Here is a 26122-nt window from a genome sequence, read left to right as displayed (position 1 = left end):
TCCGCAGGGCGGGGCCCGCGGCGTTCCCCCGGCACCCGGGGGCCGAGCGGGACTGTCGAAACGCGTCCCGGTGCTGTGACCGGCAAGGTCCCCCGGGTCACAGCACCGGCGAGCACTAGCGCAGCCGCCGCACCTTCAGCGCGTTGTCCGGGCGGGTTCCGGGGCGGCCGTCGGGTGCGGTCATGGCCTGCTCGTGTTCCGCCGCGAGCAGGACCTCCCAGTCGCCGTCGGGAAGTTCCAGCTGTGCCAGGACCTCGTCCGGGGTCGGGAAGTGGATCTCCGCGAGCTTGTCCGGGTCCCACGAGGGCCCGCCCGCGTGGCCGGCGATCAGCAGGACCCCGCCGGGGGCCACGGCCGCGGCGGCCCTCCGCAGGATCCGCTCACGGGGGAAGTCCCCGTACGAGTGCAGGAAACACGCGGAGACCAGGTCGAACTCCCCGGCGGGGAAGGACTCGGCGAGGTCGTGCCGCTGCCACTCGACGCGGCCGGTGAGCTCCGCCTCGCCGGCGTGCCGGGCCGCCCGCTCCAGGGCAACCCCGGAGATGTCGGTCCCGGTGACGTGCCAGCCCTGCCGGGCCAGCCACACCGCGTCGGCACCCTCCCCGCAGCCGAGGTCCAGAGCGCGGCCGGGGGTGAGGTCCGCGACCTCGCGGACCAGGACGGCATTGGGCCGGCCGCTCCAGATGCGGTCGCTCTCGCTGTAACGGGCGTCCCAGAACTCCGCGCCCGCGGCGTGATCCTGGTGCTGGTGGTGGGACATGGGGGCCTCTTCCTGTACGGGTCTGCCGGTACGGCCGATGCTGCGCCGGTACCGCCCGCGCGGGCAAATACCGTTGCCGTTCCGGCAAAACCCGCCAGGTCGCCTATGCCGGGGGCTCCGCGATCAGGGCCGTCGCCACGCGGCGGAACCCGATGCGGCCGTAGACCCGGGCCACGTCCTCGTCGCCGGCGGAGAGGAAGACCGTACGGGCGCCCCGCTCCCGTGCCTGAGCGACCAGGGCCGCCGTGACGCCGAGGGCCAGGCCCTGCCGCCGGGCCGACGGGAGGGTGCCGACGCCCACCACCTCGGCGACGTCCCCGACCGGGTTGTACTGGCCGGAGCACAGGGTCACGCCGTCCCGCACGGCCGCCGCCATGCCGGTACGGCCCGACGCGAGCATCCCCGACACCCGCGCCCGGCGCGCTTCCGCGTCGGGAACGGCCATCGCCTCCGCCAGCTCCGCGGGGCCCGCCTCGCCTATCGCCGTGCCCGGGGCGGCGAAGGCCAGGGCCGGGACCGTCACCGCCGCCGTCAGCAGCGGGTCGTCGGCCCCGAGGAGACGGACCTCCGGATGCGCGGGGACCGGTACGGCGGAGGGGTCGAGCACCATGAGCGGATGCGCATGGACGTGCAGCCCGGCCGCCTCCACCGCGGCCCGGAGGGAGGGGCTGGTTTCAGCCACCCACTCGAAGGCCTCGGGCACCTTCAGCTCCCGTTGCCGGGCCAGTACCCGCTCCACGTCCGCGGTGGTCGCGCCGGGGCCGCCGAGCGCGGGCCGGGCGTAGTACTGCCAGCCGTCGCCTTCCTGTACGAACAGGGTCAGCGGTCCGAAGTCCTCGGCCCGCGCCCCGCCCACCCGGGGCACCGTGTCGTAGTACTGCTCGAGCTCGGACAGCAATGAATCGATCATGTGGTCGGTCATCCGGCCATCCAAGCAAAGCGGCAGGTCTCAGGCACCTTCTTTCAGGACGCGCGTGATCAGGGCCCGTTGCGCGTCCGACAGGTTCGGCTCCTGGCAGGACACCGTCCGCCCGTCCACCGTGATCCGGTACGAGAACCCGTCCCGGATCCGGTCCGCCGGACGCCCGGGCGGTCCCGGCCGCAGCGCGAGCTGGGCCAGCGCCCGCCACTCGGCCTCGTCCTCCAGGCCCGAGGTGTCCACCTCGACCCGGCGCTCGATGCCCGCGAAACCGCCCGTCCGTACCACCTGAATCCGCATGCGTGTCCTTCTACCCCGCCAGTGGGACGCCCACGACCGACCACGCCTTCTGGAGCGCCTGGTGCTCCGCGCCCCCGTCCCCGTACCGGGCGACGGCCGCGGCGGTCGACAGCCGGGCGAAGTCCGCGAAGTCCGCGTCCGAGGCCAGCTGCCCGCCCGTGAGGGTGTCGTACCAGATCTGGCCGGCCCGCTCCCAGGCCTTGCCGCCCAGCTCGGTCGCCACGATGTAGAAGGCGTGGTTGGGGATGCCGGAGTTGATGTGCACACCGCCGTTGTCCCGCGAGGTGGTCACGTAGCCGTCCATGGTCGCCGGCTGCGGGTCCTTGCCGAGCTCGTCGTCGTCGTACGCCGTGCCCGGTGCCTTCATCGACCGCAGCGCGACCCCGGTGACGTTCGGTCCCAGCAGACCGGCCCCGATCAGCCAGTCGGCCTGGTCGGCCGTCTGCTCCAGCGAGTGCTGCTTGATCAGTGAGCCGAAGACGTCCGACATCGACTCGTTCAGGGCGCCCGACTGCTGGTGGTAGTCCAGATTCGCCGAGTACTGCGTGACCCCGTGGGTCAGCTCGTGCCCGATCACGTCCACCGACACCGTGAAGTCGAGGAAGAGGTCCCCGTCCCCGTCGCCGAAGACCATCTGCTGCCCGTCCCAGAAGGCGTTGTTGTAGTCCTCGTCGTAGTGGACGGTCGCGTCCAGCGGCAGCCCGGCGTCGTCGATCGAATGCCGCCCGAAGCCCTGCAGGAACAGTTCGAAGGTGGCCCCGAGCCCCGCGTACGCGCGGTTGACGGAGGCGTCCGTGCCCGCCGGGCCGCCCTCCGCGCGCACCTTCTTCCCGGGCAGCCGGGTGCGGTGCTGGGCGTCGTAAACGGTCCGGTCCGGTTCGTCGGAGGCGGGCGCCCCGAGCGCGGGCACGATGCCCCGGACGGAGGTGACCCGGCGCCGGGTGCGCAGCATGGAGTCGCGTTCCAGCGTGCGCTGCGCGAGGTCGGCGCGCCGCGCGTCGGCGGAGCGGGCGGCCTTGTCGAGCAGGTGGGGCGGCACGACGGTGCAGAAGACGGGGTGGCGGTGGTGAGTGTGGGAGGCATCCATGCCCGGCAATGTGGCAGTGGGTCATCGTCGTGTCACTACCTGCGACCATGATTCATTCACTTGTCTGAATGTCGTGGCGCGCGGTTGACGGATCGGCCCGGCTGGAGGGGATTGAAAGAGGCTTAGCTCACATTTGGTATAAATCGGGCACGCGGGTCTTGCATACTGAAACAGGTCCTCGCGTTACGGCGCGGCTCGGCTAGGCTCGGCCCATCATGCGTTTCGGGCTGCTTCTCCTTAGCTGCCGCGGCGAGGGTCTGTAGTCGTAGGCCGACCCCCTCCCCGCGGAGTCCGGTGTTGCGGTTTTGCGACCGTTGTCGGCCGTCCCAGCGAACTACACGCGGACACGCGAGGAGCCCAGCGCCATGAGTCAGCACACTTTTGTCGGTCGCCCCACGCCCATCACCAACGCGACCCACGCCCAGAAGCCCTCCGGGATGCCCATCCACAAGTACGGCCGGTACGAGCAGGTGGACATCCCCGACCGCACCTGGCCGGACGCCCGCGTCACCAAGGCTCCCCGCTGGCTGTCCACCGACCTGCGTGACGGCAACCAGTCGCTGATCGACCCGATGACCCCCGCCCGCAAGCGCGAGATGTTCGACCTGCTGGTGCGCATGGGCTACAAGGAGATCGAGGTCGGCTTCCCGTCCTCCGGCGAGACCGACTTCGCCTTCGTCCGCTCCATCATCGAAGAGGGCGCGATCCCGGACGACGTCACCATCTCCGTACTGACCCAGGCCCGCGAGGACCTGATCGAGCGGACCGTGGAGTCCCTGGTCGGCGCCAAGCGCGCCACCGTGCACCTGTACAACGCGACCGCCCCGACCTTCCGCCGGGTCGTCTTCCGCGGCTCCAAGGAGCAGATCAAGCAGATCGCCGTCGACGGCACCCGCCTGGTCATGGAGTACGCCGAGAAGCTGCTGGGCCCCGAGACCGTCTTCGGCTACCAGTACAGCCCGGAGATCTTCACCGACACCGAGCTGGACTTCGCCCTGGAGGTCTGCGAGGCCGTCTGTGACGTCTGGCAGCCGGCCGAGGGCCGCGAGATCATCCTGAACCTGCCCGCCACCGTGGAGCGCTCGACGCCCTCCACCCACGCGGACCGCTTCGAGTGGATGGCCCGCAACCTGACCCGCCGCGAGCACATCTGCATCTCCGTGCACCCGCACAACGACCGCGGCACCGCCGTCGCCGCCGCCGAGCTGGCCCTGATGGCCGGCGCCGACCGCGTCGAGGGCTGCCTGTTCGGCCAGGGCGAGCGCACCGGCAACGTCGACCTGATCACCCTGGGCATGAACCTGTTCTCCCAGGGCATCGACCCGCAGATCGACTTCTCGCAGATCGACGAGATCCGCCGCACCAGCGAGTACTGCAACCAGATGGAGGTCCACCCGCGCCACCCCTACGCGGGCGACCTGGTCTACACCGCCTTCTCCGGCTCCCACCAGGACGCCATCAAGAAGGGCTTCGACGCCATGGAGGCCGACGCGGCCGCCCGGGGCAAGACGGTCGACGACATCGAGTGGGCGGTCCCGTACCTGCCCATCGACCCGAAGGACGTCGGCCGCTCCTACGAGGCCGTCATCCGGGTCAACTCGCAGTCCGGCAAGGGCGGCATCGCGTACGTCCTGAAGAACGACCACAAGCTGGACCTGCCGCGCCGCATGCAGATCGAGTTCTCCCGGATCATCCAGGCCAAGACCGACGCCGAGGGCGGCGAGGTCACGCCCAAGGCGATCTGGGACGCCTTCTCCGACGAGTACCTGCCCAACCCCGGGAACGCCGCGGCCCAGTGGGGCCGCATCCAGCTGCGCTCCGGCTCGACCGCCACCGACAAGGACGGCACGGACACGCTGACCGTCGAGGCGGTCGTGGACGGCGTCGAGACGGTCCTGAAGGGCACCGGCAACGGCCCGATCTCGGCGTTCTTCGACGCGCTGGCCGGCATCGGCGTCGACGCCCGCCTGCTGGACTACACCGAGCACACCATGAGCGAGGGCGCCTCCGCCGTGGCCGCCTCGTACATCGAGTGCGCGATCGACGGCCGCGTCCTGTGGGGCATCGGCATCGACGCCAACACCACCCGCGCCTCGCTGAAGGCCGTCATCTCCGCCGTCAACCGCGCGGGCCGCTGACCCGCCCGTACGTGAACCCCGTCCCTCCGTCCGGAGGGGCGGGGTTCCGCCGTGTCCCGGGGTGTCACCTGGCCAGGTAGCCGCCGTCCACCGGCAGGACCACGCCCGTCACGAACGAGGCCGCGTCGGAGGCCAGGAAGGCGATCACCCGGGCCACCTCCTCCGGCTCGCCGAGCCGGCCCATCGGGTGGGCCCCGGTCATCTCCTCCAGGTACTCCGGCCCGCCCGGCTCGTCCCGCAGCGACAGCACCCGCTCCGTACGGATGGTCCCCGGTGCCACCGCGTTGACCCGGATCCCGTGCGCCGCCCACTCCACCGCGAGGTGCTTGGTCAGCCCCGACGCCACGAACTTCGCCGGCCCGTACGCCGCCTGCCGCGCCTGCCCGGCGACCCCCGAGATCGAGGACACGCAGACCAGCGCCCCGCCGGGCCGCGGCTGCGCGATCATCGCCTCGATGGCGTACTTGCAGGTCAGGAACATCCCCCGGCCGTCGACGGCCATGACGTGGTCCCAGTCGTCAGGGCTGGTCTCCCGTACATCCGAAAGGGGGAGCACCCCGGCGTTCGCCACGGCGACGTCGAGGCGCCCGTAGGCCCCGACCGCGGCGGCGACCATCGCGCGGTTGGCCTCCGGATCCGCGACGTCACCGGCGACCGCGGTGACGGCGCGCCCCTCGTCGGCCAATTCGGCACACAGGGCCTCGACACCGGGGCCGTTGACGTCGGCCGCGGTCACCAGGGCACCCGAGCGGGCCAGCAGCAGGGCGGTGGCCCGGCCGATCCCGCTCGCGGCACCCGTCACCAGGCAGGACTTCTCGTTCATGCCGCAGACCCTAGGGGGCGCTCGCGGGGGCGCAGATCGGCCAAAGCCGTGTCCGGCGACATGTTGTCTCGTCACACGACTGACGCATCCTCACCGATGTGGCTAACATCACGCCAACCCGGCGACGCTGCCGGTGGGGGCCCCGCCCGTGTCCGAGGGACCACGGGGGAGTTACGGAGGTGCGACGTGCTGCCAGTTCGGGGTGGGTACGGCCGGAAGCTTACGGTCTGGGGCATCCGTACCACCTGGAGCACCGTGGGCGACGGGGATTTCTTCTGCCCCGCCTGTGGTGGAGACCGCAACTACCGCAGGCGTACCGGGCGCCGCCGGTTCACCGTCGTCGGGGTGCCGCTGCTGCCGCGCGGCAGCGCCGGCCCCGTCGTCGAGTGCCAGGGCTGCCGCGAGCGCTTCGACACCGACGTCCTGGACCACCTGACCACCACCCGCTTCACCGCGATGCTGCGCGACGCGGTGCACACCGTGGCGCTGGCCGTGCTCGCCGCGGGCGGGACGGCCTCGCGCAGCGCGCTGGAGACGGCGGTGAGCGCCGTACGGGCCGCGGGCTTCCAGGAATGCGCGGAGGAGCAGCTGGAGTCCCTCGTGGAGGCGCTGTCCACCGACGAGGGGCGGCTCGGGCTGTACGACGTCCCGGAATGCTGCGGGGCCGCGCTGTCGATAGAGCTCCACGAGGCCCTGGAGCCGCTGGCCCCGCACCTGGCGGGCCCGGGCCGCGAGTCGATCCTGCTGCAGGGTGCCCGCATCGCGCTGGCGGACGGCCCGTACACCCCGGCGGAGCGCGAGGTGCTCTCCACCGTCGGCGCGGCGCTGCGCATCGACACGGACGAGGTGGTCCGGCTGCTGTCGGCGGTACGGGCGCCCTGAGCGCGTGCGCACGACCGGGGAGCCGCTCCCCAGGGCCCGGCGGGCTTCCGCCGGGCCCTGTTGTGTACGGGAGGGCTCGACGGAAGCGTCCGAAGCGGCCCCGGCGGACGTAACGATCCGGCCTCGCGCGACCGGATCCGCACCCTGCGGGCCGCGGGCGAGCCGCGTGCGGGCCGGATGACGCTCGCCGGGGACCCGGCGCGTCCCACCCCTCGGACGGCCGGAGCGGAGGCCGCGAGTTTGCGGGCCCGAAGCGCACGACGGGCCGTGTCGTGGGGAGTTGGCGCGGCGCTTCGCACATGCGCGGGGGTCGGGCGGGGTCGGGCGGGCTCTCGGGCGCCGTCCCGCATACTCCAGCGCCGGGGTCTCCACCACTGGAGAAACCGACAGATCGAAGATCGCTGAGCGTCAACAATTTGTAGACGTCGACGATATCTGTGAGGCCTCCCACAGGCGTTCAATTCCGGTCACACGACGAGGCGACGCCTGTAACACAGCGGGGCTTCGATTCACGTGAACGTACTGACAACCCTGGCGGACCAACGGGTTAGCGACCCACTCCGGTCAGGGACAACCAGATCTCCTCTCACTTACCTCACCTCTTTGAAGGGCAAGGCAGAGATGGCACGTGTCGCCGCCCGGCTTTCCGTCGACGGAGAGCAGAGCACGCACCCGGTCGACGAGGTGCTCCCCCTCCCCAAGCTCGCGCTGTACGGCTTCCAGCACGTACTCGCCTTCTACGCCGGTGCGGTGATCGTTCCGATCATCGTGGGCAACGCGCTGAAGCTGAGCCCTGAGCAGCTGGTCTACCTGATCAATGCGGACCTGTTCACCTGCGGCATCGCCTCCATCATCCAGGCCTGGGGCATCGGCCGGATCGGCGCGCGGCTGCCGCTCATCCAGGGCGTGACCTTCACGGCCGTCTCCCCGATGATCGCCATCGGCCTCGGCGCGGGTGGCGGGACCGCCGCGCTGCTGGTCATCTACGGCGCGGTCATCACCGCCGGCCTCGCGACCTTCGCCTTCGCCTGGCTGCCCGCCAAGGCGTTCCGGACGGTCATGCGGCTCTTCCCGCCGGTCGTCACGGGCACCGTGATCACCGTGCTGGGCATCGTCCTGATCCCCGTCGGCCTCAACGACGCGGCCGGCGGCCTCGGCAGCCCGGACTTCGGCGACCCGAAGAACTTCGCGTACGCCGGCGGCACGATGCTCTTCATCCTCGTCCTGATGAAGATCGGCAAGCCGTTCCTCTCCAGCATCTCCATCCTGCTCGGACTGGTCGGCGGCACCGCGGTGGCGTACCTCCTCGGCGACGCGAAGTTCGGCGACGTCGGCAACTCGGCCTGGATGGGGGTCACCACCCCCTTCCACTTCGGTCTCCCGAAGTTCGAGTGGTTCCCGATCGTCCTCATGCTGATCGTCATGCTGATCACGATGGTCGAGACGACGGGTGACACGTACGCGGTCGGCGACATCGTCGGCAAGGAGGTCGACAGCGAGACCGTGGCCCGCGCCCTGCGTGCCGACGGCGCGGCGACCGCCCTCGGCGGTGTCCTGAACTCCTTCCCGTACGTGGCCTTCGCCGAGAACGTCGGCCTGGTGCGGATGACGAAGGTCAAGAGCCGGTTCGTGGTCGTCGCCGCCGGCCTCTTCATGATCATCCTGGGTCTGCTGCCCAAGGCCGCGGCGATCGTCGCCGCCGTCCCGCACGGGGTCCTCGGCGGCGCCGCGACCGTCATGTTCGGCATGGTCGCCCTGGCCGGTATCCAGACCCTGGGCACGGTGGAGCTCAAGGAGGAGAAGAACGCGCTGATCGTGGGCGTCTCCCTCGCCTTCGCCCTGCTCCCCGCGACCGTGCCGGTCTTCTTCACCAAGCACATGGACGCGGACCTGTCCTCGCTGCTCAACAGCGGTGTCACCCTCGGTGCCACGGCCGCCATCGTCCTCAACCTGATCTTCAACGGGCTGGCGAAGGCCGAGACCGTGGCAGTCCCGGCTGTCCCGGTCGTCCCGGCTGCCCCTGAGGTCGCCGATGCCGCCGGGGCTCCGGCCGAGCCGGAGGAGTCGTCGGCCGGGGCCGAGCCCGTCTCCGCTGCGGTGCCCGCCCAGGCCTCCGCCGCCCCGGCCGGGGCCGAGAAGGCCGACGACGCGGGAACGGGAACGGCGGCCCCCTGACCCGCACCCCCTGACCCTCCCGGGAAGCGATGGTCCCCCGTCCGGACTCCCCCCGTCCGGACTCCCCCCGTCCGGACTCCCCCCGTCCGGACGGGGGGCCGTCGCCGTCCGGAGGTGTCCCCGTACGGTCCCCCGCACAGGCGACAATGGGCGCATGAGTCTGTTCCGCGACGACGGCATCGTGCTGCGCACCCAGAAGCTGGGTGAGGCGGACCGCATCATCACGCTGCTGACCCGGGGCCACGGCCGGGTGCGGGCCGTCGCCCGCGGAGTGCGGCGTACGAAGTCCAAGTTCGGCGCCCGGCTGGAACCTTTCTCCCACGCCGACGTGCAGTTCTTCGCCCGCGGCAGCGAGCTGATCGGCCGCAGCCTGCCGCTCTGCACCCAGACCGAGATCATCGCCCCCTACGGCAACGGCATCGTCACCGACTACGCCCGCTACACCGCCGGCACCGCGATGCTGGAGACCGCCGAGCGCTTCACCGAGAACGAGGGCGAGCCCGCCGTACAGCAGTACCTGCTGCTCGTCGGCGCCCTGCGCACGCTCTCGCGCGGCGAACACGAACCGCACCTCATCCTCGACGCCTTCCTGCTGCGCTCCCTCGCCGTCAACGGCTACGCGCCCAGCTTCGAGGACTGCGCGAAGTGCGGGATCCACGGTCCCAACCGGCATTTCTCCGTGGCCGCGGGCGGGGTGATATGCGGGGACTGCCGCGTCCCCGGCAGCGTCGTACCCTCGTCGGAGGCCATCGCCCTCCTCAGCGCGCTGCTGACGGGCGACTGGGGGCATGCCGACGCCTGCGAGGCGCGTCACGTGCGGGAGGGCAGCGGGCTGGTCTCGGCCTATTTGCACTGGCATCTGGAGCGCGGGCTACGCTCCCTGCGATACGTCGAGAAATAGGAGCTGGGCACATGGCACGACGCGGGATTCTGGGACGCTCTCGCCGCGAGTACAAGGTTCCCGAGCCGCACCCGTCCGGTGAGCGCCCGCCGAAGATCCCCGGTGAGCTGGTCCCGAACCACGTCGCGGTCGTCATGGACGGCAACGGCCGCTGGGCGAAGGAGCGCGGCCTGCCGCGGACCGAGGGCCACAAGGTCGGCGAAGGCGTCGTGCTCGACGTGCTCAAGGGCTGCATTGAGATGGGCGTCAAGAACCTCTCGCTGTACGCCTTCTCGACGGAGAACTGGAAGCGCTCGCCCGACGAGGTCCGCTTCCTGATGAACTTCAACCGTGATGTCATCCGGCGCCGCCGCGACGAGATGAACGAGCTGGGCATCCGCATCCGCTGGGTCGGCCGCATGCCGAAGATGTGGAAGTCGGTCGTCCAGGAGCTCCAGGTCGCGCAGGAGCAGACCGTCGACAACGACGCGATGACGCTGTATTTCTGCGTGAACTACGGCGGCCGCGCGGAGATCGCGGACGCGGCGCAGGCCATCGCCCGCGACGTGGCGGCCGGCAGGCTGGACCCGTCGAAGGTCAACGAGAAGACCTTCGCGAAGTACATGTACTACCCGGACATGCCGGACGTGGACCTGTTCCTGCGCCCGAGCGGCGAACAGCGCACCTCCAACTACCTGCTCTGGCAGAGCGCGTACGCCGAGATGGTCTTCCAGGACGTGCTGTGGCCGGACTTCGACCGGCGCAACCTCTGGGCGGCCTGCCTGGAGTACGCCCAGCGTGACCGCCGCTTCGGCGGGGCCGTCCCGAACCAGCCGGAACCTCCCACCGGCTGAGTCCGTCCGGCCGCGGTCACTAGGCTCCGCTGTCATGGACATGAACGAGATGCGGGCCGTCGAGCTCGTCTACCGGCTGACGAAGGCGGATCTGGCGGAGGCGCTGCGGGCGCGTGACCGGCTCACCGCCTCGGGGCGCCGTCGGCTGTGGGTGCTGCGCGGCCTCGGATCGCTGATGCTGGTCCTCGGCGTGTCCGCGACGGCGGGCAGGGCGTCCTTCATCGGCGAGCCGTTCGCCCTGGTGGCCTTCGGAGTGCTGCTGTGGGCGGTCTCCCTGTTCGGCCACCACCTCAGGGCGCGCGCTTTCGCGGGGCTCCTGCAGAGGGCGGGGGAGACCCGGACCGTCATCGACGGTTCCGGGCTCCAGGTGACCACTCGGGCGTCCTCGACGCGCATGGGCTGGACGGCGCAGCCGGCGTACACGGAGACGACCGGCTCGTTCGTCACCCTCGGGGAAGCCCGGGGGGCGGTGTCCCTCACGGTCCTGCCCAAGCGCGGCGCCCAGGACCCGGCCGACATCGACCGGGTGCGGGCGATGCTGGACCGGAACCTGAAGCGGCTCTAGGCGGAAGGGTGCGGGCCCGCATCCGACGCCGTGCGCTGATCCACGGGGATCACGGGACAGGCTTCAGGCGGCGGCCGCGCACTCCGCGCAGGTGCCGAAGATCTCCACGGTGTGGGCCACGTTCACGTAGCCGTGCTCGGCCGCGATGGACTCCGCCCACTTCTCCACCGCCGGGCCCTCCACCTCCACCGCCTTGCCGCACTTGCGGCAGACCAGGTGGTGATGGTGATCGCCGGTGGAACAGCGCCGGTAGACGGACTCGCCGTCGCTGGTGCGCAGCACGTCGACCTCGCCGGCGTCCGCGAGCGACTGGAGGGTGCGGTAGACGGTGGTCAGGCCCACGGAATCGCCACGGTGCTTGAGCATGTCGTGGAGCTCCTGGGCGCTGCGGAACTCGTCCACCTCGTCCAGCGCCGCCGCCACGGCGGCCCGCTGCCGGGTGGATCGTCCTCGTACTGGCGCGGTATTCGTCTCGCCAGGCGCAGTCGGCACCGGTTCCTCCTCGTATCGGCCTGCCGCCATTGTGCCAGGCGGCCGGGGCCCCTAGACCTTCACGTCGTCCCGCGTGCACACCTCTTCGGCGGCGCGGGCGGCCTTCGCCCGGCGCCTGGCCAGGGGGGCGGACAGGGCCGTCAGCACCATGAAGACGCCGATCGCGAGCAGCACGATCGTGGCGCCCGACGGCACGTTGATGTAGTACGTGGCCGCCGTGCCGGTCACGGAGACGGTCAGGCTGATGGCGATGGCCAGGCTCAGCGTGGCGGCGAAACTGCGGGTGAGCCGCTGGGCGGCCGCGACCGGGATCACCAGCATGGCGCTGACCAGCAGCAGGCCCACGATGCGCATGGCGACGGTGACGGTGACCGCGGCGGTGACCGCGATCAGGAGGTTCAGGGCGCGTACGGGCAGGCCGGTGACCCGGGCGAACTCCTCGTCCTGGCAGACGGCGAAGAGCTGCCTGCGCAGGCCGATGGTGACGGCGAGGACGAAGGCGGCGAGGAGCGCCATCGCGGTGACGTCCTCGGCGGCGACCGTGGTGATCGAGCCGAACATGGAGCCGAGGAGGCTGGCGGTGGAGCCGCCCCCGATGTTGATGATCATGACGCCGCCGGCGAGGCCGCCGTAGAAGAGCATGGCGAGGGCGACGTCCCCGCTGGTTCTGCCGCGGGAGCGGATCAGCTCCATGCCGACGGCGCCGACGACGGCCACGAGCGTGGCCATCCACACCGGGCTGGTGTGGAGCACGAAGCCGAGGGCGACGCCGGTCATGGCGACGTGGCCGAGTCCGTCACCCATGAGCGCCTGGCGCCGCTGGACGAGGTACGTGCCGATGGCGGGCGCCGTGATGCCGACCAGCGCGGCGGCGATCAGGGCCCGCTGCATGAAGGCGTAGTCGAGGAGGTCCATCAGCTCAGCAGTCCAGTCCGCAGGGGCTCGGCGCCGTGCGCCGCGTGGGGGTGTACGTGGTCGTGGCCGGGCAGGGCGTGCTGGCCGACGGCCTCCGGGGGCGGGCCGTCGTGGACCACGCAGCCGTCGCGCAGGACGACGGCGCGGTCGATCAGCGGCTCCAGCGGGCCCAGCTCGTGCAGGACGAGGAGGACGGTGGCGCCGGCGGCGACCTGCTCGCGCAGCGCGTTCGCGAGGACCTCCTGGTTGGCGAGGTCCACGCCGGCCATCGGCTCGTCCATGATCAGGAGCTCCGGCTCGACGGCGAGCGCCCGGGCGATCAGGACGCGCTGGTGCTGGCCGCCGGAGAGGGCGTCGACCGAGACCTCGCCGTGCCCGTCCATGTCCACGAGGGCCAGGGCGCGCTCCACGGCGGCCTTGTCGGCCTTGCGCAGGACGCCGAAGCGGGAACGGGCCAGCCGGCCGGAGGAGACGACCTCGCGGACGGTGGCGGGGACACCGCCGGCGGCGGTGGTGCGCTGCGGGACGTACCCGATGCGCGACCAGTCCTTGAAGCGCCTGAAGTCCGTCCCGAAGAGGGACAGGGCGCCGTCGGTGAGCGGGACCTGGCCGACGACCGCGCGGACGGCCGTGGACTTGCCGGAGCCGTTGGCGCCGAGCAGTGCGACGACCTCGCCGCGGTGGACGGTGAGGTCGATCCCGCGCAGCACGGGGCGCGAGCCGAGCGAGGCCGTGGCCCCGCGCAGGGATATCACGGGCTGGTCATCTGCCTGTCGGGGCGTTGACTGCATGGCTCGCGCCTCCGTTGCTGCTGCTGTCATCTACTTGGCTCCGAGCGCCTTCTGGAGGTTCTTCAGGTTGGACCGCATGACCTCGAAGTAGTCAGCGCCCTGGGACTTGCCGGTGATTCCCTCGAGCGGGTCGAGGACGTCGGTCGTCAGGCCGGTGTCCGTCGCGAGGGTCTTGGCCGTCTTGTCGCTGGCCAGGGTCTCGAAGAACACCGTGCTGACATTCTCCTTCTTCGCGATCTCCTGGATCTCCTTGACCCGGGCCGGGCTCGGCTCGGCCTCGGGGTCGACGCCGGCGATGCCCTCCTGGTCCAGGCCGTAGCGCTCGGCGAGGTAGCCGAAGGCGGAGTGGGTGGTGATGAAGGTCCTGGTGGACGTGTTCTTCAGGCCGTCCTTGAACTCGGTGTCGAGCCCGGTCAGCTTGCCGACCAGCTCGTCGGTGTTCTTCTTGTAGTCGGCGGCGTGGTCGGGGTCGGCCTTCTCCAGGGCCGCGCCGACGCCCTTGGCGACCTCCGCGTACTTGGCGGGGTCGAGCCAGATGTGCGGGTCCGCGCCGACGTCGCCCTCGTGGCCGTGGTCGTGGCCCGCCTCGCCCTCGCCCTCGTGGCCTGCGGCGGCGTGGGCTTCGAGCTTGGTGAGGGCCGCGGCGTCGACGACGTTCTTCCCGCCGGACTGGGCGACGGCCTTGTCGACGGCGGGCTGCAGGGACTTGAGGTAGAGGATCACGTCGGCCTCGCCCAGCTGGGCGGTCTGCTTCGGGGTGATCTCCAGGTCGTGCGGTTCGACACCCGGCTTGGTCAGGGTGTCGACCTTCACGTGGTCCTTGCCGATCTGCTCGGCGAGGAACTGCATCGGGTAGAACGACGCCGTCACGTCGAGCTTGCCGTCCGTGCTGCCGCTCGCGGAGGCTCCGGAGCAGGCGGTGAGGGCCGTGGCGCCGAGGGCGACGGCTCCGGCGAGGGCGGCGGTGGGTATGAGGCGTCGTGCGTTCATGACATCCATTTTCATCAAAAATGGAAACGATTGTCAAAAACCCAGGTGAGGGGCCCCTGGTCGGTGCCGTGGGAGGGGAACCGACTTGAAAGCGGGGGTGCGGGCGCCGGTAACCTAAAGACTTCGCCGTTCGTCCTCGTAATGAAGAGAGCACCGTGGCCGCCGACAAGATCGACACCATCGTCAGCCTGAGCAAGCGCCGTGGCTTCGTTTTCCCGTGCAGTGACATCTACGGCGGCTCCAGGGCTGCCTGGGACTACGGTCCGCTGGGTGTCGAGCTCAAGGAGAACATCAAGCGCCAGTGGTGGAAGGCGATGGTCACCGGGCGTGAGGACATCGTCGGTCTCGACTCGTCCGTGATCCTGGCCCCCGAGGTCTGGGTGGCCTCCGGTCACGTCGCCACCTTCTCGGACCCGCTGACCGAGTGCACCGCCTGCCACAAGCGTCACCGCGCGGACCACCTTGAAGAGGCGTACGAGGCCAAGCACGGCCGTCTGCCCGAGAACGGCCTCGCCGACATCAACTGCCCCCACTGCGGCGTGAAGGGCCAGTTCACCGAGCCCAAGCAGTTCTCCGGCATGCTGGAGACGCACCTCGGCCCGAGCCAGGACACCGCCTCCAAGGCGTACCTGCGCCCCGAGACCGCCCAGGGCATCTTCACCAACTTCGCCATGGTGCAGACCACCTCGCGCAAGAAGCCCCCCTTCGGCATCGCGCAGATGGGCAAGTCCTTCCGCAACGAGATCACTCCGGGCAACTTCATCTTCCGCACGCGCGAGTTCGAGCAGATGGAGATGGAGTTCTTCGTCAAGCCGGGCGAGGATGAGCAGTGGCAGGAGTACTGGATGGCGGAGCGGTGGAACTGGTACCGCGACCTCGGCATCCGCGAGGAGAACATCCGCTGGTACGAGCACCCGAAGGAGAAGCTGTCCCACTACTCGAAGCGCACCGCCGACATCGAGTACCGCTTCAACTTCGGTGGCAACGAGTTCTCCGAGCTCGAAGGCGTGGCCAACCGCACCGACTTCGACCTCAAGGCCCACTCCGCCGCCTCCGGCCAGGACCTCACCTACTTCGACCAGGAGGCCGGTGAGCGCTACACCCCGTACGTCATCGAGCCGGCGGCCGGTGTCAACCGCGCCATGCTCGCCTTCATGCTCGACGCGTACATCGAGGACGAGGCCCCGAACGCCAAGGGCGTCATGGAGAAGCGCACCGTGATGCGCCTCGACCCGCGCCTGGCCCCGATCAAGGTCGCCGTCCTGCCGCTGTCCCGCAATCCGCAGCTGTCGCCGAAGGCCAAGGGCCTCGCCGCCGACCTGCGCAAGAACTGGAACATCGAGTTCGACGACGCGGGCGCCATCGGCCGCCGCTACCGTCGCCAGGACGAGATCGGTACGCCGTTCTGCGTCACCGTCGACTTCGACACCCTGGACGACAACGCGGTGACCGTGCGCGAGCGCGACACCATGAAGCAGGAGCGCGTCTCCCTGGACCAGATCCAGAGCTACCTCGGCAGCCGCCTGCTCGGCTGCTAGGTTCCGCCGTTCGAAAGGCCTGTGGCCCGGCGCGCTCGCAGCGCACCGGGCCACAGGCCTTTCACGCGTGCCCGTCTCAGGTGGCCGGAGCCTCGGCTGCCGCGGCGGCGGCGCGGCGCTCGCCCTCCGCCTGGGACCGCTTGCCGTACAGGGCGGTCCACACACCCAGCGCGCCGAGCACCCCATAGATCATGATCGGGCTGAGGGTCACCATGGTCTTGGTGCTCAGGGCGTACGCCAGGGCGATGCGGACGATGGCCTCGATGACGTAGACGACGCCCCAGACCAGGGTCATCCGGGTCATGGTGGTCCGGAAACCCTCGTACTGCCACAGGCCGTTCCACCAGGCCGTGCTCTCCGGGGTGCCGTCGGTGGCGAACTTGCGGCCGAAGTAGAACATCAACGGGCGCGGTGCGAGCAGCGTGGCCAGGCACAGGAGCCCGAACAGCCCGGTCACGCCCGAGTCCTTGACGAGCAGGGCGCGGGCGGAGTGCGCGCCGATGAGCGAGACGACGGCCGTGATCACGATGAACACCAGGGTGACGATGGCGAACTCGTCGAGCTTGCGCCGCCAGGCCACGCTGATGGCGCTGTCGAGCACCGGCCAGACGCTGCTGAGGAGCAGCGCCGAGAACTCGCTCCAGCCATGGTCGTCGACGAGCGTGTTGTACGTGATGATCGGCGCCACGACATTGAGGCCGATGGTCAGGATCCAGCCGAGGGCGGTTGCGGCTCCCGAGCGGGCGGGAGGTGTGGGCCGTGCTTCTTGGGCGGACAAGGTTCCCCCTGGAACGTGCCTGATGAGTGCGGTAGGGGGACCGTAAGGACATCGAGATGGCATGTACAAGACGAACGCGTCCAAAATGATCATCAAGCTGTCCGGACCGAAAGACTCCGGGCGGTCCGGCCGGGCCGGGCCGCGTCAGGCGCGCAGACCCCGGATGACCAGAGCGGTGACCGCCTCGAACTCCGTAAAGATCGTGGGTGAGAGCCAGTCGGCCGCGTACTGCGGGTCGTGGAAGCGGCCGGTGGCGTCGAAGACCGCACGGGCGGCGGCCGGTACGTCGTCGGCGGCGAGTGTGCCCGCCGCGACACCCTCGGCGATGATCCGGGCCAGCTGGCCGATCAGCTCGGTCAGGTGCGTTTCCACGATCCCGCTGTTCTCGGCGAGCAGCACGGTGTACGTGGCGAACAGCTCCGGGTCGTCACCCGCCTTGTGACGCTTGGCCTCGAACAATGCCTCCAGCCACGCCTCCAGCTTGGAGGGGGCGCTCTCGGAGGGCGCCGAGGTGATCCCCTCCAGCATGACGACGCTCTTGGCGAGCCAGCGGTCCGTGACGGCCTCGCGCAACGCCGCCTTCGACGGGAAGTGCCGGTACACGCTGCCGTGGCTGACGCCCAGCGCGCGGGCCACGTCCACCACCGTCGCCTTGGTCGGGCCGAAGCGGCGCAGCACCTCCTCGGTGGTTTCGAGGATGCGCTCGGGTGTCAGGGGCTCGGCAGCAGCGGGGGGCATGGGACGACCGTACCGCCCGCTCAGTGCTCGCTGTCGAGGTGGGCCATCTGCGCCGCCGGGTAACGGTCCCCGGCCGCGGCGCCCGCGGGCACGGCCTCCTCGATCGCGGCCAGGTCGGCAGCGCTGAGCGATATCTCCATGGCACCCAGTGCCTCGGCCAGCCGGTCCCGGCGCCGGGCACCCACCAGCGGCACGATGTCCTCGCCGCGGGAGAGCACCCACGCGATGGCGGTCTGGGCAACGCTGACCCCCCTGGCCTCGGCGACCTTGCGCAGGGCGTCGACCAGATCGAGGTTCCGGCCGAGGTTGTCGCCCTGGAAGCGGGGGCTCATGCCGCGGAAGTCGCGCGGGCTCAGCCTGCGGTCCCGGGTGAAGTGGCCGCTGATCAGGCCGCGCGACAGCACTCCGTACGCCGTGATGCCTATGCCCAGCTCGCGGGCGGTCGGCAGGATCTCCTCCTCGATGCCGCGGGAGATGAGCGAGTACTCGATCTGGAGGTCGGCGATGGGGGCCACGGTGGCGGCCCGGCGCAGGGTGTCCGCGCCGACCTCGGAGAGGCCGATGTGGCGCACGTGCCCTGCCTCGACCGCCTCGGCGATGGCCCCGATGGTCTCCTCGATCGGGACGTCCGGGTCCACCCGGGCGATCCGGTAGATGTCGATGTGATCCCGGCCGAGGCGCTGGAGCGAGTAGGCCAGGAAGTTCTTGACGGCCTCGGGCCGGCCGTCGTAGCCGGTGAAGCCGCCCTCGACCGTGCGCAAGGCGCCGAACTTGACGCTGGTCAGCGCCTGCTCGCGGGCCGCGGCGGGCGCGGTGCGCAGGGCTTCGTTGATCAGCAGTTCGTTATGGCCCATGCCGTAGAAGTCGCCGGTGTCGAGCAGCGTGACGCCGGCGTCCAGGGCGGCGTGAAGGGTGGCGATGGACTCCGCGCGGTCGGCCTCCCCGTACAGGGCGGACATCCCCATGCAGCCGAGGCCGAGGGGGAAGACGGACGGTCCCGTGGCGCCGAGGGTGCGAGTGGGGGTGCGGGGGGTGGCAGTGGCGGTGGCTGTGGCGTTCTCGTTCGTGGTCATGGAACGAGAATGGCATGACGAGTGACAGATTTCAATATCTGTCACCCGTCAGTGTGGAGGGGCTACGACAGGACCCGCAGGGCCAGGGCGGCTGCCGCGATCGCGGTCAGGACGGCGGCCGGGGCGAGCTCGAAATCCCCGGCGCGGAGGTGGGCGATGACCGCGCCGACGAAGTAGAGGGTCACGCCTATGGCGGCGGCGATGCCGAGGGGGGTGATCCACAGGCCCGCGACCAGGCCGATCGCGCCGGCGGCCTTGAGGGTGGCCAGGCGTGGCAGCCAGGAATCCGGGACCTGGACCTTGCGCATGCTGGCGACGATCTGGTCGTTGCGATGGAGCGTGAGGGTGGCGGAGGCGGTGAGGACGAGGGCGAGGAGGCCGCCGACGACGGCGTAGGCGATGAACATGGAGATCTCCAACAGTCGGTTATCTGGAATCATTGAATAGCATCAACGATATAGAGAGTGCAATCATTTCTCGATTGCTACGATGTGGACCATGACGGCAGATCAGGACGGATCGCACCCTCCGCAGCGGCTGGGCCTGCTGCTGGCCTGGCACGGATCGGTCACCCAGGCGCGGATGAAGAAGGCGCTCAGCGCGGCGGGGCTCACCCCACGGCACGCGATGACGCTGATGCATCTGGAGGACGGCCCCATCAGCCAGCGGGCGCTCGCCGAGCGGCTGGAGGTGGACCCGAGCGTGCTCGTCGGGATCCTGAACGACCTGGAAGGCGACGGCCTGGCCGAACGCCGGCGGGACCCGGCCGACCGCCGTCGCCACAACGTGGCCATCACCGTCGCCGGATCGACCGCACTGGGCAAGACGAACGCGGCGCTCGACGAGGTCGAGCAGGGCCTGTTCGCGGGCCTGTCGGCCGGTGACCAGGACGTCCTGCGCGCCCTCCTGGCGCGGATCGACACCCGCGCGGACGAGTTCGACTGCCAGGAGTAGGCCCGCCGGCCCCTGCCGGGGGTGGGCCGGGCGTGGACATCCCGTGCCGGGGCCCCGTCTCCGGAAGCCGGACCGCTCTCACCGGGAGCATCGGTCGGCCGCACGGCCGTGCAGGGCTCTCGGGAGCGCGTCGCCACGGCCCGTGCCGGAGGGCCCTCGGCTCCAGCGCCCCGGCCCGGTGCCCCCGTGCCCGGGTCCGGGGCGACCTTGCCCCGGCCCGCACGTTTCGTGGCCTCGCTCCGGGCGCGTTCCCCGGGGCCTTCCCCGGCCTTGCGCCCCGGTGGCCGGGTGGTCGTGGGCCGCGCCCTGCTCCGCGCTCGGCCCCTGCGCTGCTGCACCACATCGCGCGCCGGGCCGTGGCCCCGGCGTTGTGCCCCGGGGCGGGGGCGGTGGGCTGCGCCCTGCTGGGTGACCGTGCCGCGCGCTGGGCCCTGCGCGCCATCCGCCCGTGTTGCATCGTGCTCCGTGCCGGGCCATGCCCGTGCCCGGCCGGCCTGTGCCTCGGGGGGCCGGGTGGTCGTGGGCTGCGCCCTGCTGGGTGCGGTGCCGTGCGCCGGGCCCTGCGCGCCGTCCGTCCGCGTTGCATCGTGCTCCGCGCCGGGCTGTGCCCGTGCCCGCGCGTGGCCCCGGCCTTGCGCCCGGGGGGTCGGAGGTGGGCTGCGGTCCTGCTCGGCTCCGCGTCCCCGCGTCCCGCGCGCTTCGCCCCCGCCCCGCCCCCGCCCGCCGCGCCCGCCCCCGGCGGGTCAGGCGTCCGCTCGGGTGCGGGGGGTCGTCGGGTCCAGGGTGCGGGCCGTGCGGGCCGCCGTCGCGCGGGCCCAGGGGCCGCTCGTTGCTGCGCCCACCACCAGGACCAGCACGCCGCAGCCCGTGATGATCCACCACGCCGGGCCGGTCGCCCCGGCGAAGTCCGAGCCGTTCGCCAGCCCGGCCGCCAGGACCGCGCCGACGATCGCGACGCCCAGCGTGCTGCCCGTCTGCCGGCTGGTGGAGGCGATGGCTGCCGCGACACCCGCCTGGGACCGCGGCATCCCGGACACCGCCGTATTGGTGACCGGCGCGTTCACCATGCCGAAGCCGAGTCCGAACAGCACGTACCCGGTGAACATGAGCGCAGTGGAGGTCTCGGCCCGGAAGGCGGCGAAGAGCAGCCCGCTCGCGGCCATCGCCACGCCCGCGATGAGCAGCGGCAGCCGCGGTCCCCGGCTGCCCACCAGCCGGCCCGACAGCGGTGCGAACAGCATGGTCAGCGCGGCCATCGGCAGCATGTAGAGCCCGGCGTGCAGCGCGTCCAGCCCGCGTACGTCCTGCAGGTACAGGGTGTTCAGGAAGAGGAACCCGGCCATTCCGGAGAAGGCGCTCACGGCGATCACCGTGGCCCCGCTGAAGGGCGCGCTCCGGAAGAACCGGAAATCGATCAGCGGCTCCTCGCGCCGGGGCTCGTAGATCAGCAGCCCCACCAGCGAGGCGAAGGCCACCACGGCGCAGCCCATGATCACCGGCGAGTGCCAGCCCGCGGCCGGCGCCTCGATGATCCCGTACGTCAGAGTGCCCAGCAGCGCCATGATCAGCAGCTGTCCCACCGGATCGGGGCGCCGCGCCCGAGCCGCCCGGGACTCGGGGACGTGGCGCACGGTCAGCACGAGGGCCGCCAGACCGATCGGCAGGTTCACCCAGAAAATGGAGCGCCAGCCCACGGAGTCCACCAGCACACCGCCGACCAGCGGTCCCGCCGCCATGGAGACGCCCGCGACCGCTCCCCAGATACCGATCGCCCGCGCCCGCTCGGCCGGCTCCGTGAAGGTGTTGGTGATGATCGACATCGCCACCGGGTTGAGCATCGCGCCGCCGACCGCCTGGACCATCCGGTAGACGATGAGCCATTCGAGGCTGGGCGCGAGCGAGCAGAGCAGGGATCCGGCCGTGAAGAGCACCAGGCCGGCGACGAACACCCTGCGGCGGCCGATCCGGTCGGCGGTGGAGCCCGCGAGCATGAGCAGCGAGGCGAGGACGAGGGTGTAGGCGTCGATCGTCCACTGCATCCCCGCGACCGAGGCGTTCAGGTCTTCGCGCATCGAGGGCAGCGCGACGTTCAGGACGGTGTTGTCGAGGCTGACGATCAGCAGGCTCATGCAGCAGACGGCCAGGACGATCATGCGCTGCCGGCGACTCGGCTGACTCGGCTGACTCGGCTCGATCATGCCGCCGATCGTACGTCTGCCCCACCGCCCCGGCATGCGGGACAATGGGCGGATGACCACGCTCCCCCCGCCTCTCGCGATCGGCCCGCACACCGTGCAGCCCCCGGTGGTGCTCGCGCCCATGGCCGGCATCACCAATGCCCCGTTCCGTACCCTCTGCCGGGAGTTCTCGGGCGGCAAGGGGCTGTTCGTGAGCGAGATGATCACGACCCGCGCGCTGGTCGAGCGCAACGAGAAGACCATGCAGCTGATCCACTTCGACGAGACCGAGAAGCCGCGCTCGATCCAGCTGTACGGAGTCGACCCGGCGACGGTCGGCAAGGCGGTCCGCATGATCGTCGAAGAGGACCGCGCCGACCACATCGACCTCAACTTCGGCTGCCCCGTCCCCAAGGTCACCCGCAAGGGCGGCGGCTCGGCCCTGCCCTACAAGCGGAACCTGCTGCGCGCGATCCTCCGCGAGGCCGTCGCCGGAGCGGGCGACCTGCCGGTGACCATGAAGATGCGCAAGGGCATCAACGACGACCACCTCACCTACCTCGACGCCGGCCGGATCGCCGTCGAGGAGGGCGTCACCGCGATCGCCCTGCACGGACGCACCACCGCCCAGCACTACGGCGGCACCGCCGACTGGGACGCCATCGCGCGGCTCAAGGAGCACGTGCCGGAGATCCCGGTGCTCGGCAACGGCGACATCTGGTGCGCGGAGGACGCGCTGCGCATGGTCCGCGAGACCGGCTGCGACGGCGTGGTCGTGGGGCGCGGCTGCCTGGGGCGGCCGTGGCTGTTCAACGACCTGGTGGCGGCCTTCGAGGGCCGCCCCGAGGACTTCCACAAGCCCACTCTGCGCGAGGTCGCGGGCACCATGCACCGCCATGCACAGCTGCTGGGGGAGTGGATCGGCGACGAGGCGCGCGGGGTGATCGACTTCCGTAAGCACGTGGCCTGGTACCTCAAGGGGTTCTCCGTCGGCTCGGAGATGCGCAAGAAGCTGGCGGTCACCTCCTCCCTGGCCGAACTGGACGCTCATCTGAGCGAGCTTGATCTGGATCAAGCCTGGCCCGAGAGCGCGGACGGCCCGCGGGGTCGGACGTCCGGAAACAACCGAGTTGTCCTGCCGGACGGCTGGTTGAAGGACCCGTACGACTGCGCGGGCATCAGTGAGGACGCCGAACTGGACACCTCCGGAGGCTGACAAATCGCCCTCAGTGTCGCGTGATATACGCCACGCATGGGAGAGGTTTCGCTCAGATGAGCGCGAAGATCACGGGTAAGACTTTCAAAGGGTGGCACTGGGTGCCACCCTTTGTGCGTTCAATACTTGAAGGCAAATGTATCGATGATCGCTCATCCGAGCGTGATCAAGCCTCAGGAGACCCATCGGGCTTCGGGATGTGAACGCTCAGGGGCCCTTCTGATTACCCATGAGTTACTTTCGATCTGCTGGCGCACGGGTGGTTACATCCGCATGACGACCAAGTGGACGTACCCAGAAGCCTTCGATCTGGGTATGTTCCTGGCCGTCAGGGCAGCCACCGAGCCTCGAGGAGTCGAGACCCGTGTCGGAAAACAAAGATCAGAAGTTCGTCTACGACTTCACCGAGGGCAACCGGGACCTCAAGGACCTTCTCGGCGGCAAGGGAGCCAACCTCGCCGAGATGACCAACCTCGGTCTCCCCGTCCCTCCCGGCTTCACCATCACCACCGAGGCCTGCAAGGTCTACCTCGAAAGCGGCACGGCCCCGGCCGAGCTCCGCGACGAGGTCAGCGCCCACCTCGTGGCCCTCGAGGCGAAGATGGGCAAGAAGCTCGGCCAGTCGGACGACCCGCTGCTGGTCTCCGTGCGCTCCGGCGCCAAGTTCTCGATGCCCGGCATGATGGACACCGTCCTCAACATCGGCCTCTCCGACGAGTCCGTCGCCGGCCTCTCCTCTCAGTCCGGTGACGAGCGCTTCGCGTGGGACTCGTACCGCCGCCTCATCCAGATGTTCGGCAAGACCGTCCTCGGCGTCGAGGGCGAGCTCTTCGAGGACGCCCTCGACGAGGCCAAGGCCGCCAAGAAGGTCAGCGTCGACACCGACCTCGACGCCGCGGACCTGAAGAAGCTGGTCAAGGTCTTCAAGAAGATCGTGGCCAAGGAAGCCGGCCGCGACTTCCCGCAGGACGCCCGCGAGCAGATGGACCTCGCCGTCGAGGCGGTCTTCAACTCGTGGAACACCGACCGCGCCAAGCTCTACCGCCGCCAGGAGCGCATTCCCAGCGACCTGGGCACCGCGGTCAACATCTGCTCCATGGTCTTCGGCAACCTCGGCCCCGACTCCGGCACCGGCGTCGCCTTCACCCGCGACCCCGCCAGCGGCCACCAGGGCGTCTACGGCGACTACCTCCAGAACGCCCAGGGCGAGGACGTGGTCGCGGGCATCCGCAACACCGTTCCGCTCGCGGACCTGGAGGCCATCGACAAGGCCTCGTACGACCAGCTCATGACGATCATGGAGACGCTGGAGACCCACTACAAGGATCTCTGCGACATCGAGTTCACCATCGAGCGCGGCCAGCTGTGGATGCTCCAGACCCGCGTCGGCAAGCGCACCGCCGGTGCCGCCTTCCGCATCGCCACCCAGCTCGTGGACCAGGGCCTGATCGACGAGGCCGAGGCCCTGCAGCGCGTCACCGGTCACCAGCTCGCGCAGCTGATGTTCCCGCGCTTCGACGAGGACGCGAAGACCACGCTGCTCGGCCGTGGTATCGCCGCCTCCCCGGGCGCGGCCGTCGGCAAGGCCGTCTTCGACTCGTACACGGCCGTCAAGTGGTCCCGCTCCGGCGAGAAGGTCATCCTGATCCGCCGCGAGACCAACCCGGACGACCTGGACGGCATGATCGCCTCCGAGGGCATCCTGACCTCGCGCGGCGGCAAGACCTCGCACGCGGCCGTCGTCGCCCGCGGCATGGGCAAGACCTGTGTCTGCGGCGCCGAGGAGCTCGACGTCGACACCAAGCGCCGCCGCATGACGGTCGGCGAGACGGTCATCGAAGAGGGCGACGTCGTCTCCATCGACGGCTCCACCGGCAAGGTGTACCTCGGTGAGGTACCGGTCGTACCGTCCCCGGTCGTCGAGTACTTCGAGGGCCGCATGCACGCCGGCGCCGACGACGCCGACGAGCTGGTCGCCGCCGTGCACCGGATCATGGCGTACGCGGACCGCGTCCGCCGCCTGCGGGTGCGCGCCAACGCCGACAACGCCGAGGACGCCTCGCGCGCCCGCCGCTTCGGCGCCCAGGGCATCGGCCTGTGCCGCACCGAGCACATGTTCCTCGGTGAGCGCCGCGAGATGGTCGAGCGCCTGATCCTCGCGGACACCGACGGCGAGCGCGAGGGGGCACTCAGTGCCCTCCTGCCGCTGCAGAAGAAGGACTTCGTCGAGCTGTTCGAGGCGATGGACGGCCTGCCCGTCACCGTCCGCCTGCTGGACCCGCCGCTGCACGAGTTCCTGCCCGACATCACCGAGCTGTCGGTGCGCGTCGCCCTCGCCGAGTCCCGCAAGGACGCCAACGAGAACGACCTGCGCCTGCTCCAGGCCGTGCACAAGCTGCACGAGCAGAACCCGATGCTGGGTCTGCGCGGCGTCCGCCTCGGCCTGGTCATCCCCGGCCTGTTCGCCATGCAGGTACGGGCGATCGCCGAGGCCGCGGCCGAGCGCAAGAACGCCAAGGGCGACCCGCGCGCCGAGATCATGGTCCCCCTCGTGGGCACCGTGCAGGAGCTGGAGATCGTCCGCGAGGAGGCCGACCGGGTCATCGCCGAGGTCGAGGCCGCCACGGGCACCAGCCTCAAGCTGAGCATCGGCACGATGATCGAGCTGCCGCGCGCCGCCCTGACGGCCGGGCAGATCGCCGAGGCCGCGCAGTTCTTCTCCTTCGGAACGAACGACCTGACCCAGACGGTGTGGGGCTTCTCCCGCGACGACGTCGAGGCCAGCTTCTTCACCGCGTACCTGGAGAAGGGCATCTTCGGGGTCTCGCCCTTCGAGACCATCGACAGGGACGGCGTCGGCTCGCTGGTCCGCAGCGCCGTCCAGGCCGGCCGGGCCACCCGCCCCGAGCTCAAGCTCGGCGTCTGCGGTGAGCACGGCGGCGACCCCGAGTCCGTCCACTTCTTCCACGAGGTCGGCCTCGACTACGTCTCCTGCTCGCCCTTCCGGATCCCGGTGGCGCGCCTGGAGGCCGGCCGCGCGGCCGCCGAGGCGAAGGGCAGCGACAGCCGCTGATCCC

24 protein-coding genes are annotated in these 26122 nt (G+C 70.6%); 10 read left to right on the top strand and 14 right to left on the bottom strand.

Features of this window, described 5'->3' with window-relative positions; genetic code table 11:
• Positions 1-115 precede the first annotated feature (115 nt).
• The 4 genes from ACFCZ1_RS12705 to ACFCZ1_RS12690 form a co-directional block, all read right to left on the bottom strand.
• Positions 116-760, bottom strand: a complete 645-nt coding sequence (locus tag ACFCZ1_RS12705) for a class I SAM-dependent methyltransferase (RefSeq protein ID WP_376678394.1) — start codon at positions 758-760, stop codon at positions 116-118.
• Positions 761-863: 103 nt separating this feature from the next.
• Positions 864-1682, bottom strand: coding sequence for a GNAT family N-acetyltransferase (locus tag ACFCZ1_RS12700; protein ID WP_376678393.1), 819 nt, complete (start codon positions 1680-1682; stop codon positions 864-866).
• 27 nt (positions 1683-1709) lie between these two features.
• Positions 1710-1979: a protealysin inhibitor emfourin gene (locus ACFCZ1_RS12695; RefSeq protein WP_376678392.1), complete on the bottom strand. Its 270-nt coding sequence runs from the start codon at positions 1977-1979 to the stop codon at positions 1710-1712.
• Positions 1980-1989: 10 nt separating this feature from the next.
• Positions 1990-3066, bottom strand: a complete 1077-nt coding sequence (locus ACFCZ1_RS12690) for a M4 family metallopeptidase (RefSeq protein ID WP_376678391.1) — start codon at positions 3064-3066, stop codon at positions 1990-1992.
• 365 nt (positions 3067-3431) lie between these two features.
• On the opposite strand from ACFCZ1_RS12690, the gene leuA reads away from it, so the two are divergent.
• Positions 3432-5204: a 2-isopropylmalate synthase gene (gene leuA, locus ACFCZ1_RS12685; RefSeq protein ID WP_376678390.1), complete on the top strand. Its 1773-nt coding sequence runs from the start codon at positions 3432-3434 to the stop codon at positions 5202-5204.
• Positions 5205-5268: 64 nt separating this feature from the next.
• Here the strand turns inward: leuA and ACFCZ1_RS12680 are convergent, their stop codons facing one another.
• On the bottom strand, positions 5269-6027 hold the full coding sequence (locus ACFCZ1_RS12680) for an SDR family NAD(P)-dependent oxidoreductase (protein ID WP_376678389.1): 759 nt from the start codon (positions 6025-6027) through the stop codon (positions 5269-5271).
• 186 nt (positions 6028-6213) lie between these two features.
• Between ACFCZ1_RS12680 and ACFCZ1_RS12675 the strand changes: the two genes are divergently transcribed.
• From ACFCZ1_RS12675 to ACFCZ1_RS12655, 5 genes are all read left to right on the top strand, one after another.
• The gene (locus ACFCZ1_RS12675) at positions 6214-6909 is read left to right on the top strand and encodes a TerB family tellurite resistance protein (RefSeq protein ID WP_376678388.1); all 696 of its coding nucleotides are present in this window, start codon (positions 6214-6216) and stop codon (positions 6907-6909) included.
• Positions 6910-7530: 621 nt separating this feature from the next.
• Positions 7531-9084 (top strand): nucleobase:cation symporter-2 family protein, encoded by a 1554-nt coding sequence (locus ACFCZ1_RS12670; RefSeq protein WP_376678387.1) that lies wholly within the window; start codon positions 7531-7533, stop codon positions 9082-9084.
• A 154-nt stretch (positions 9085-9238) separates the two neighbouring features.
• Complete coding sequence (gene recO / locus ACFCZ1_RS12665) at positions 9239-9985, top strand: DNA repair protein RecO (RefSeq protein WP_030757462.1); 747 nt, start codon at positions 9239-9241, stop codon at positions 9983-9985.
• A gap of 11 nt (positions 9986-9996) precedes the next feature.
• Positions 9997-10818, top strand: coding sequence for an isoprenyl transferase (locus ACFCZ1_RS12660; protein WP_376678386.1), 822 nt, complete (start codon positions 9997-9999; stop codon positions 10816-10818).
• A 34-nt stretch (positions 10819-10852) separates the two neighbouring features.
• Positions 10853-11383: a hypothetical protein gene (locus tag ACFCZ1_RS12655; RefSeq protein ID WP_376678385.1), complete on the top strand. Its 531-nt coding sequence runs from the start codon at positions 10853-10855 to the stop codon at positions 11381-11383.
• Positions 11384-11446: 63 nt separating this feature from the next.
• Here the strand turns inward: ACFCZ1_RS12655 and ACFCZ1_RS12650 are convergent, their stop codons facing one another.
• From ACFCZ1_RS12650 to ACFCZ1_RS12635, 4 genes are read right to left on the bottom strand one after another with little or no spacing between them, the layout of a single operon-like run.
• Positions 11447-11875: a Fur family transcriptional regulator gene (locus ACFCZ1_RS12650; RefSeq protein ID WP_376678384.1), complete on the bottom strand. Its 429-nt coding sequence runs from the start codon at positions 11873-11875 to the stop codon at positions 11447-11449.
• A gap of 51 nt (positions 11876-11926) precedes the next feature.
• A complete protein-coding gene (locus tag ACFCZ1_RS12645) occupies positions 11927-12790 on the bottom strand; it encodes a metal ABC transporter permease (RefSeq protein ID WP_376678383.1) in 864 nt (287 codons plus the stop codon).
• Positions 12790-13611: a metal ABC transporter ATP-binding protein gene (locus ACFCZ1_RS12640; RefSeq protein WP_376678382.1), complete on the bottom strand. Its 822-nt coding sequence runs from the start codon at positions 13609-13611 to the stop codon at positions 12790-12792. Before ACFCZ1_RS12640 ends, ACFCZ1_RS12645 begins: the two co-directional genes overlap by 1 nt.
• Complete coding sequence (locus ACFCZ1_RS12635) at positions 13612-14571, bottom strand: metal ABC transporter substrate-binding protein (RefSeq protein WP_376678381.1); 960 nt, start codon at positions 14569-14571, stop codon at positions 13612-13614.
• Between the two features lie 155 nt (positions 14572-14726).
• Here ACFCZ1_RS12635 and ACFCZ1_RS12630 point away from each other — a divergent pair, with 155 nt between their 5' ends.
• Positions 14727-16109, top strand: coding sequence for a glycine--tRNA ligase (locus ACFCZ1_RS12630; protein WP_328925644.1), 1383 nt, complete (start codon positions 14727-14729; stop codon positions 16107-16109).
• Positions 16110-16185: 76 nt separating this feature from the next.
• On the opposite strand, the gene ACFCZ1_RS12625 is transcribed toward ACFCZ1_RS12630, so the two are convergent.
• The 4 genes from ACFCZ1_RS12625 to ACFCZ1_RS12610 form a co-directional block, all read right to left on the bottom strand.
• A complete protein-coding gene (locus tag ACFCZ1_RS12625; protein ID WP_376678380.1) occupies positions 16186-16887 on the bottom strand; it encodes a VC0807 family protein in 702 nt (233 codons plus the stop codon).
• Positions 16888-17031: 144 nt separating this feature from the next.
• On the bottom strand, positions 17032-17625 hold the full coding sequence (locus ACFCZ1_RS12620) for a TetR family transcriptional regulator (protein WP_376678379.1): 594 nt from the start codon (positions 17623-17625) through the stop codon (positions 17032-17034).
• A gap of 20 nt (positions 17626-17645) precedes the next feature.
• The gene (locus ACFCZ1_RS12615) at positions 17646-18698 is read right to left on the bottom strand and encodes an aldo/keto reductase (protein ID WP_376678378.1); all 1053 of its coding nucleotides are present in this window, start codon (positions 18696-18698) and stop codon (positions 17646-17648) included.
• A gap of 62 nt (positions 18699-18760) precedes the next feature.
• On the bottom strand, positions 18761-19117 hold the full coding sequence (locus ACFCZ1_RS12610) for a DoxX family protein (RefSeq protein ID WP_376678377.1): 357 nt from the start codon (positions 19115-19117) through the stop codon (positions 18761-18763).
• A gap of 79 nt (positions 19118-19196) precedes the next feature.
• On the opposite strand from ACFCZ1_RS12610, the gene ACFCZ1_RS12605 reads away from it, so the two are divergent.
• Positions 19197-19652, top strand: coding sequence for a MarR family winged helix-turn-helix transcriptional regulator (locus ACFCZ1_RS12605; protein ID WP_376678376.1), 456 nt, complete (start codon positions 19197-19199; stop codon positions 19650-19652).
• Positions 19653-20395: 743 nt separating this feature from the next.
• On the opposite strand, the gene ACFCZ1_RS12600 is transcribed toward ACFCZ1_RS12605, so the two are convergent.
• Positions 20396-21850 carry an MFS transporter gene (locus ACFCZ1_RS12600; protein ID WP_376678375.1) on the bottom strand — a complete coding sequence of 485 codons (1455 nt, stop codon included), beginning with the start codon at positions 21848-21850 and terminating at the stop codon, positions 20396-20398.
• A 52-nt stretch (positions 21851-21902) separates the two neighbouring features.
• Here ACFCZ1_RS12600 and dusB point away from each other — a divergent pair, with 52 nt between their 5' ends.
• A complete protein-coding gene (gene dusB / locus ACFCZ1_RS12595) occupies positions 21903-23045 on the top strand; it encodes a tRNA dihydrouridine synthase DusB (RefSeq protein WP_376678374.1) in 1143 nt (380 codons plus the stop codon).
• A gap of 364 nt (positions 23046-23409) precedes the next feature.
• Positions 23410-26118 carry a pyruvate, phosphate dikinase gene (gene ppdK / locus ACFCZ1_RS12590; RefSeq protein ID WP_376678373.1) on the top strand — a complete coding sequence of 903 codons (2709 nt, stop codon included), beginning with the start codon at positions 23410-23412 and terminating at the stop codon, positions 26116-26118.
• The last annotated feature ends 4 nt before the right edge of the window (positions 26119-26122 follow it).

Origin of the sequence: Streptomyces sp. NPDC056224 (assembly GCF_042267665.1) — a bacterium.
GTDB lineage: Bacteria > Actinomycetota > Actinomycetes > Streptomycetales > Streptomycetaceae > Streptomyces.
This window is presented reverse-complemented; position numbering and strand designations above follow the sequence as displayed.

Excerpts from the sequence above, each read along its gene's own strand:
- ACFCZ1_RS12600 (WP_376678375.1), bottom strand. The coding sequence starts at position 21,850 with ATGATCGAGCCGAGTCAGCCGAGTCAGCCGAGTCGCCGGCAGCGCATG.
- leuA (WP_376678390.1), top strand. The coding sequence starts at position 3,432 with ATGAGTCAGCACACTTTTGTCGGTCGCCCCACGCCCATCACCAACGCG.
- ACFCZ1_RS12660 (WP_376678386.1), top strand. The coding sequence starts at position 9,997 with ATGGCACGACGCGGGATTCTGGGACGCTCTCGCCGCGAGTACAAGGTT.
- recO (WP_030757462.1), top strand. The coding sequence starts at position 9,239 with ATGAGTCTGTTCCGCGACGACGGCATCGTGCTGCGCACCCAGAAGCTG.
- ACFCZ1_RS12700 (WP_376678393.1), bottom strand. The coding sequence starts at position 1,682 with ATGACCGACCACATGATCGATTCATTGCTGTCCGAGCTCGAGCAGTAC.
- ACFCZ1_RS12635 (WP_376678381.1), bottom strand. The coding sequence starts at position 14,571 with ATGAACGCACGACGCCTCATACCCACCGCCGCCCTCGCCGGAGCCGTC.
- ACFCZ1_RS12695 (WP_376678392.1), bottom strand. The coding sequence starts at position 1,979 with ATGCGGATTCAGGTGGTACGGACGGGCGGTTTCGCGGGCATCGAGCGC.
- dusB (WP_376678374.1), top strand. The coding sequence starts at position 21,903 with ATGACCACGCTCCCCCCGCCTCTCGCGATCGGCCCGCACACCGTGCAG.
- ACFCZ1_RS12690 (WP_376678391.1), bottom strand. The coding sequence starts at position 3,066 with ATGGATGCCTCCCACACTCACCACCGCCACCCCGTCTTCTGCACCGTC.
- ACFCZ1_RS12615 (WP_376678378.1), bottom strand. The coding sequence starts at position 18,698 with ATGACCACGAACGAGAACGCCACAGCCACCGCCACTGCCACCCCCCGC.
- ACFCZ1_RS12605 (WP_376678376.1), top strand. The coding sequence starts at position 19,197 with ATGACGGCAGATCAGGACGGATCGCACCCTCCGCAGCGGCTGGGCCTG.
- ACFCZ1_RS12620 (WP_376678379.1), bottom strand. The coding sequence starts at position 17,625 with ATGCCCCCCGCTGCTGCCGAGCCCCTGACACCCGAGCGCATCCTCGAA.
- ACFCZ1_RS12640 (WP_376678382.1), bottom strand. The coding sequence starts at position 13,611 with ATGACAGCAGCAGCAACGGAGGCGCGAGCCATGCAGTCAACGCCCCGA.
- ACFCZ1_RS12705 (WP_376678394.1), bottom strand. The coding sequence starts at position 760 with ATGTCCCACCACCAGCACCAGGATCACGCCGCGGGCGCGGAGTTCTGG.
- ACFCZ1_RS12645 (WP_376678383.1), bottom strand. The coding sequence starts at position 12,790 with ATGGACCTCCTCGACTACGCCTTCATGCAGCGGGCCCTGATCGCCGCC.
- ACFCZ1_RS12670 (WP_376678387.1), top strand. The coding sequence starts at position 7,531 with ATGGCACGTGTCGCCGCCCGGCTTTCCGTCGACGGAGAGCAGAGCACG.
- ACFCZ1_RS12680 (WP_376678389.1), bottom strand. The coding sequence starts at position 6,027 with ATGAACGAGAAGTCCTGCCTGGTGACGGGTGCCGCGAGCGGGATCGGC.
- ACFCZ1_RS12655 (WP_376678385.1), top strand. The coding sequence starts at position 10,853 with ATGGACATGAACGAGATGCGGGCCGTCGAGCTCGTCTACCGGCTGACG.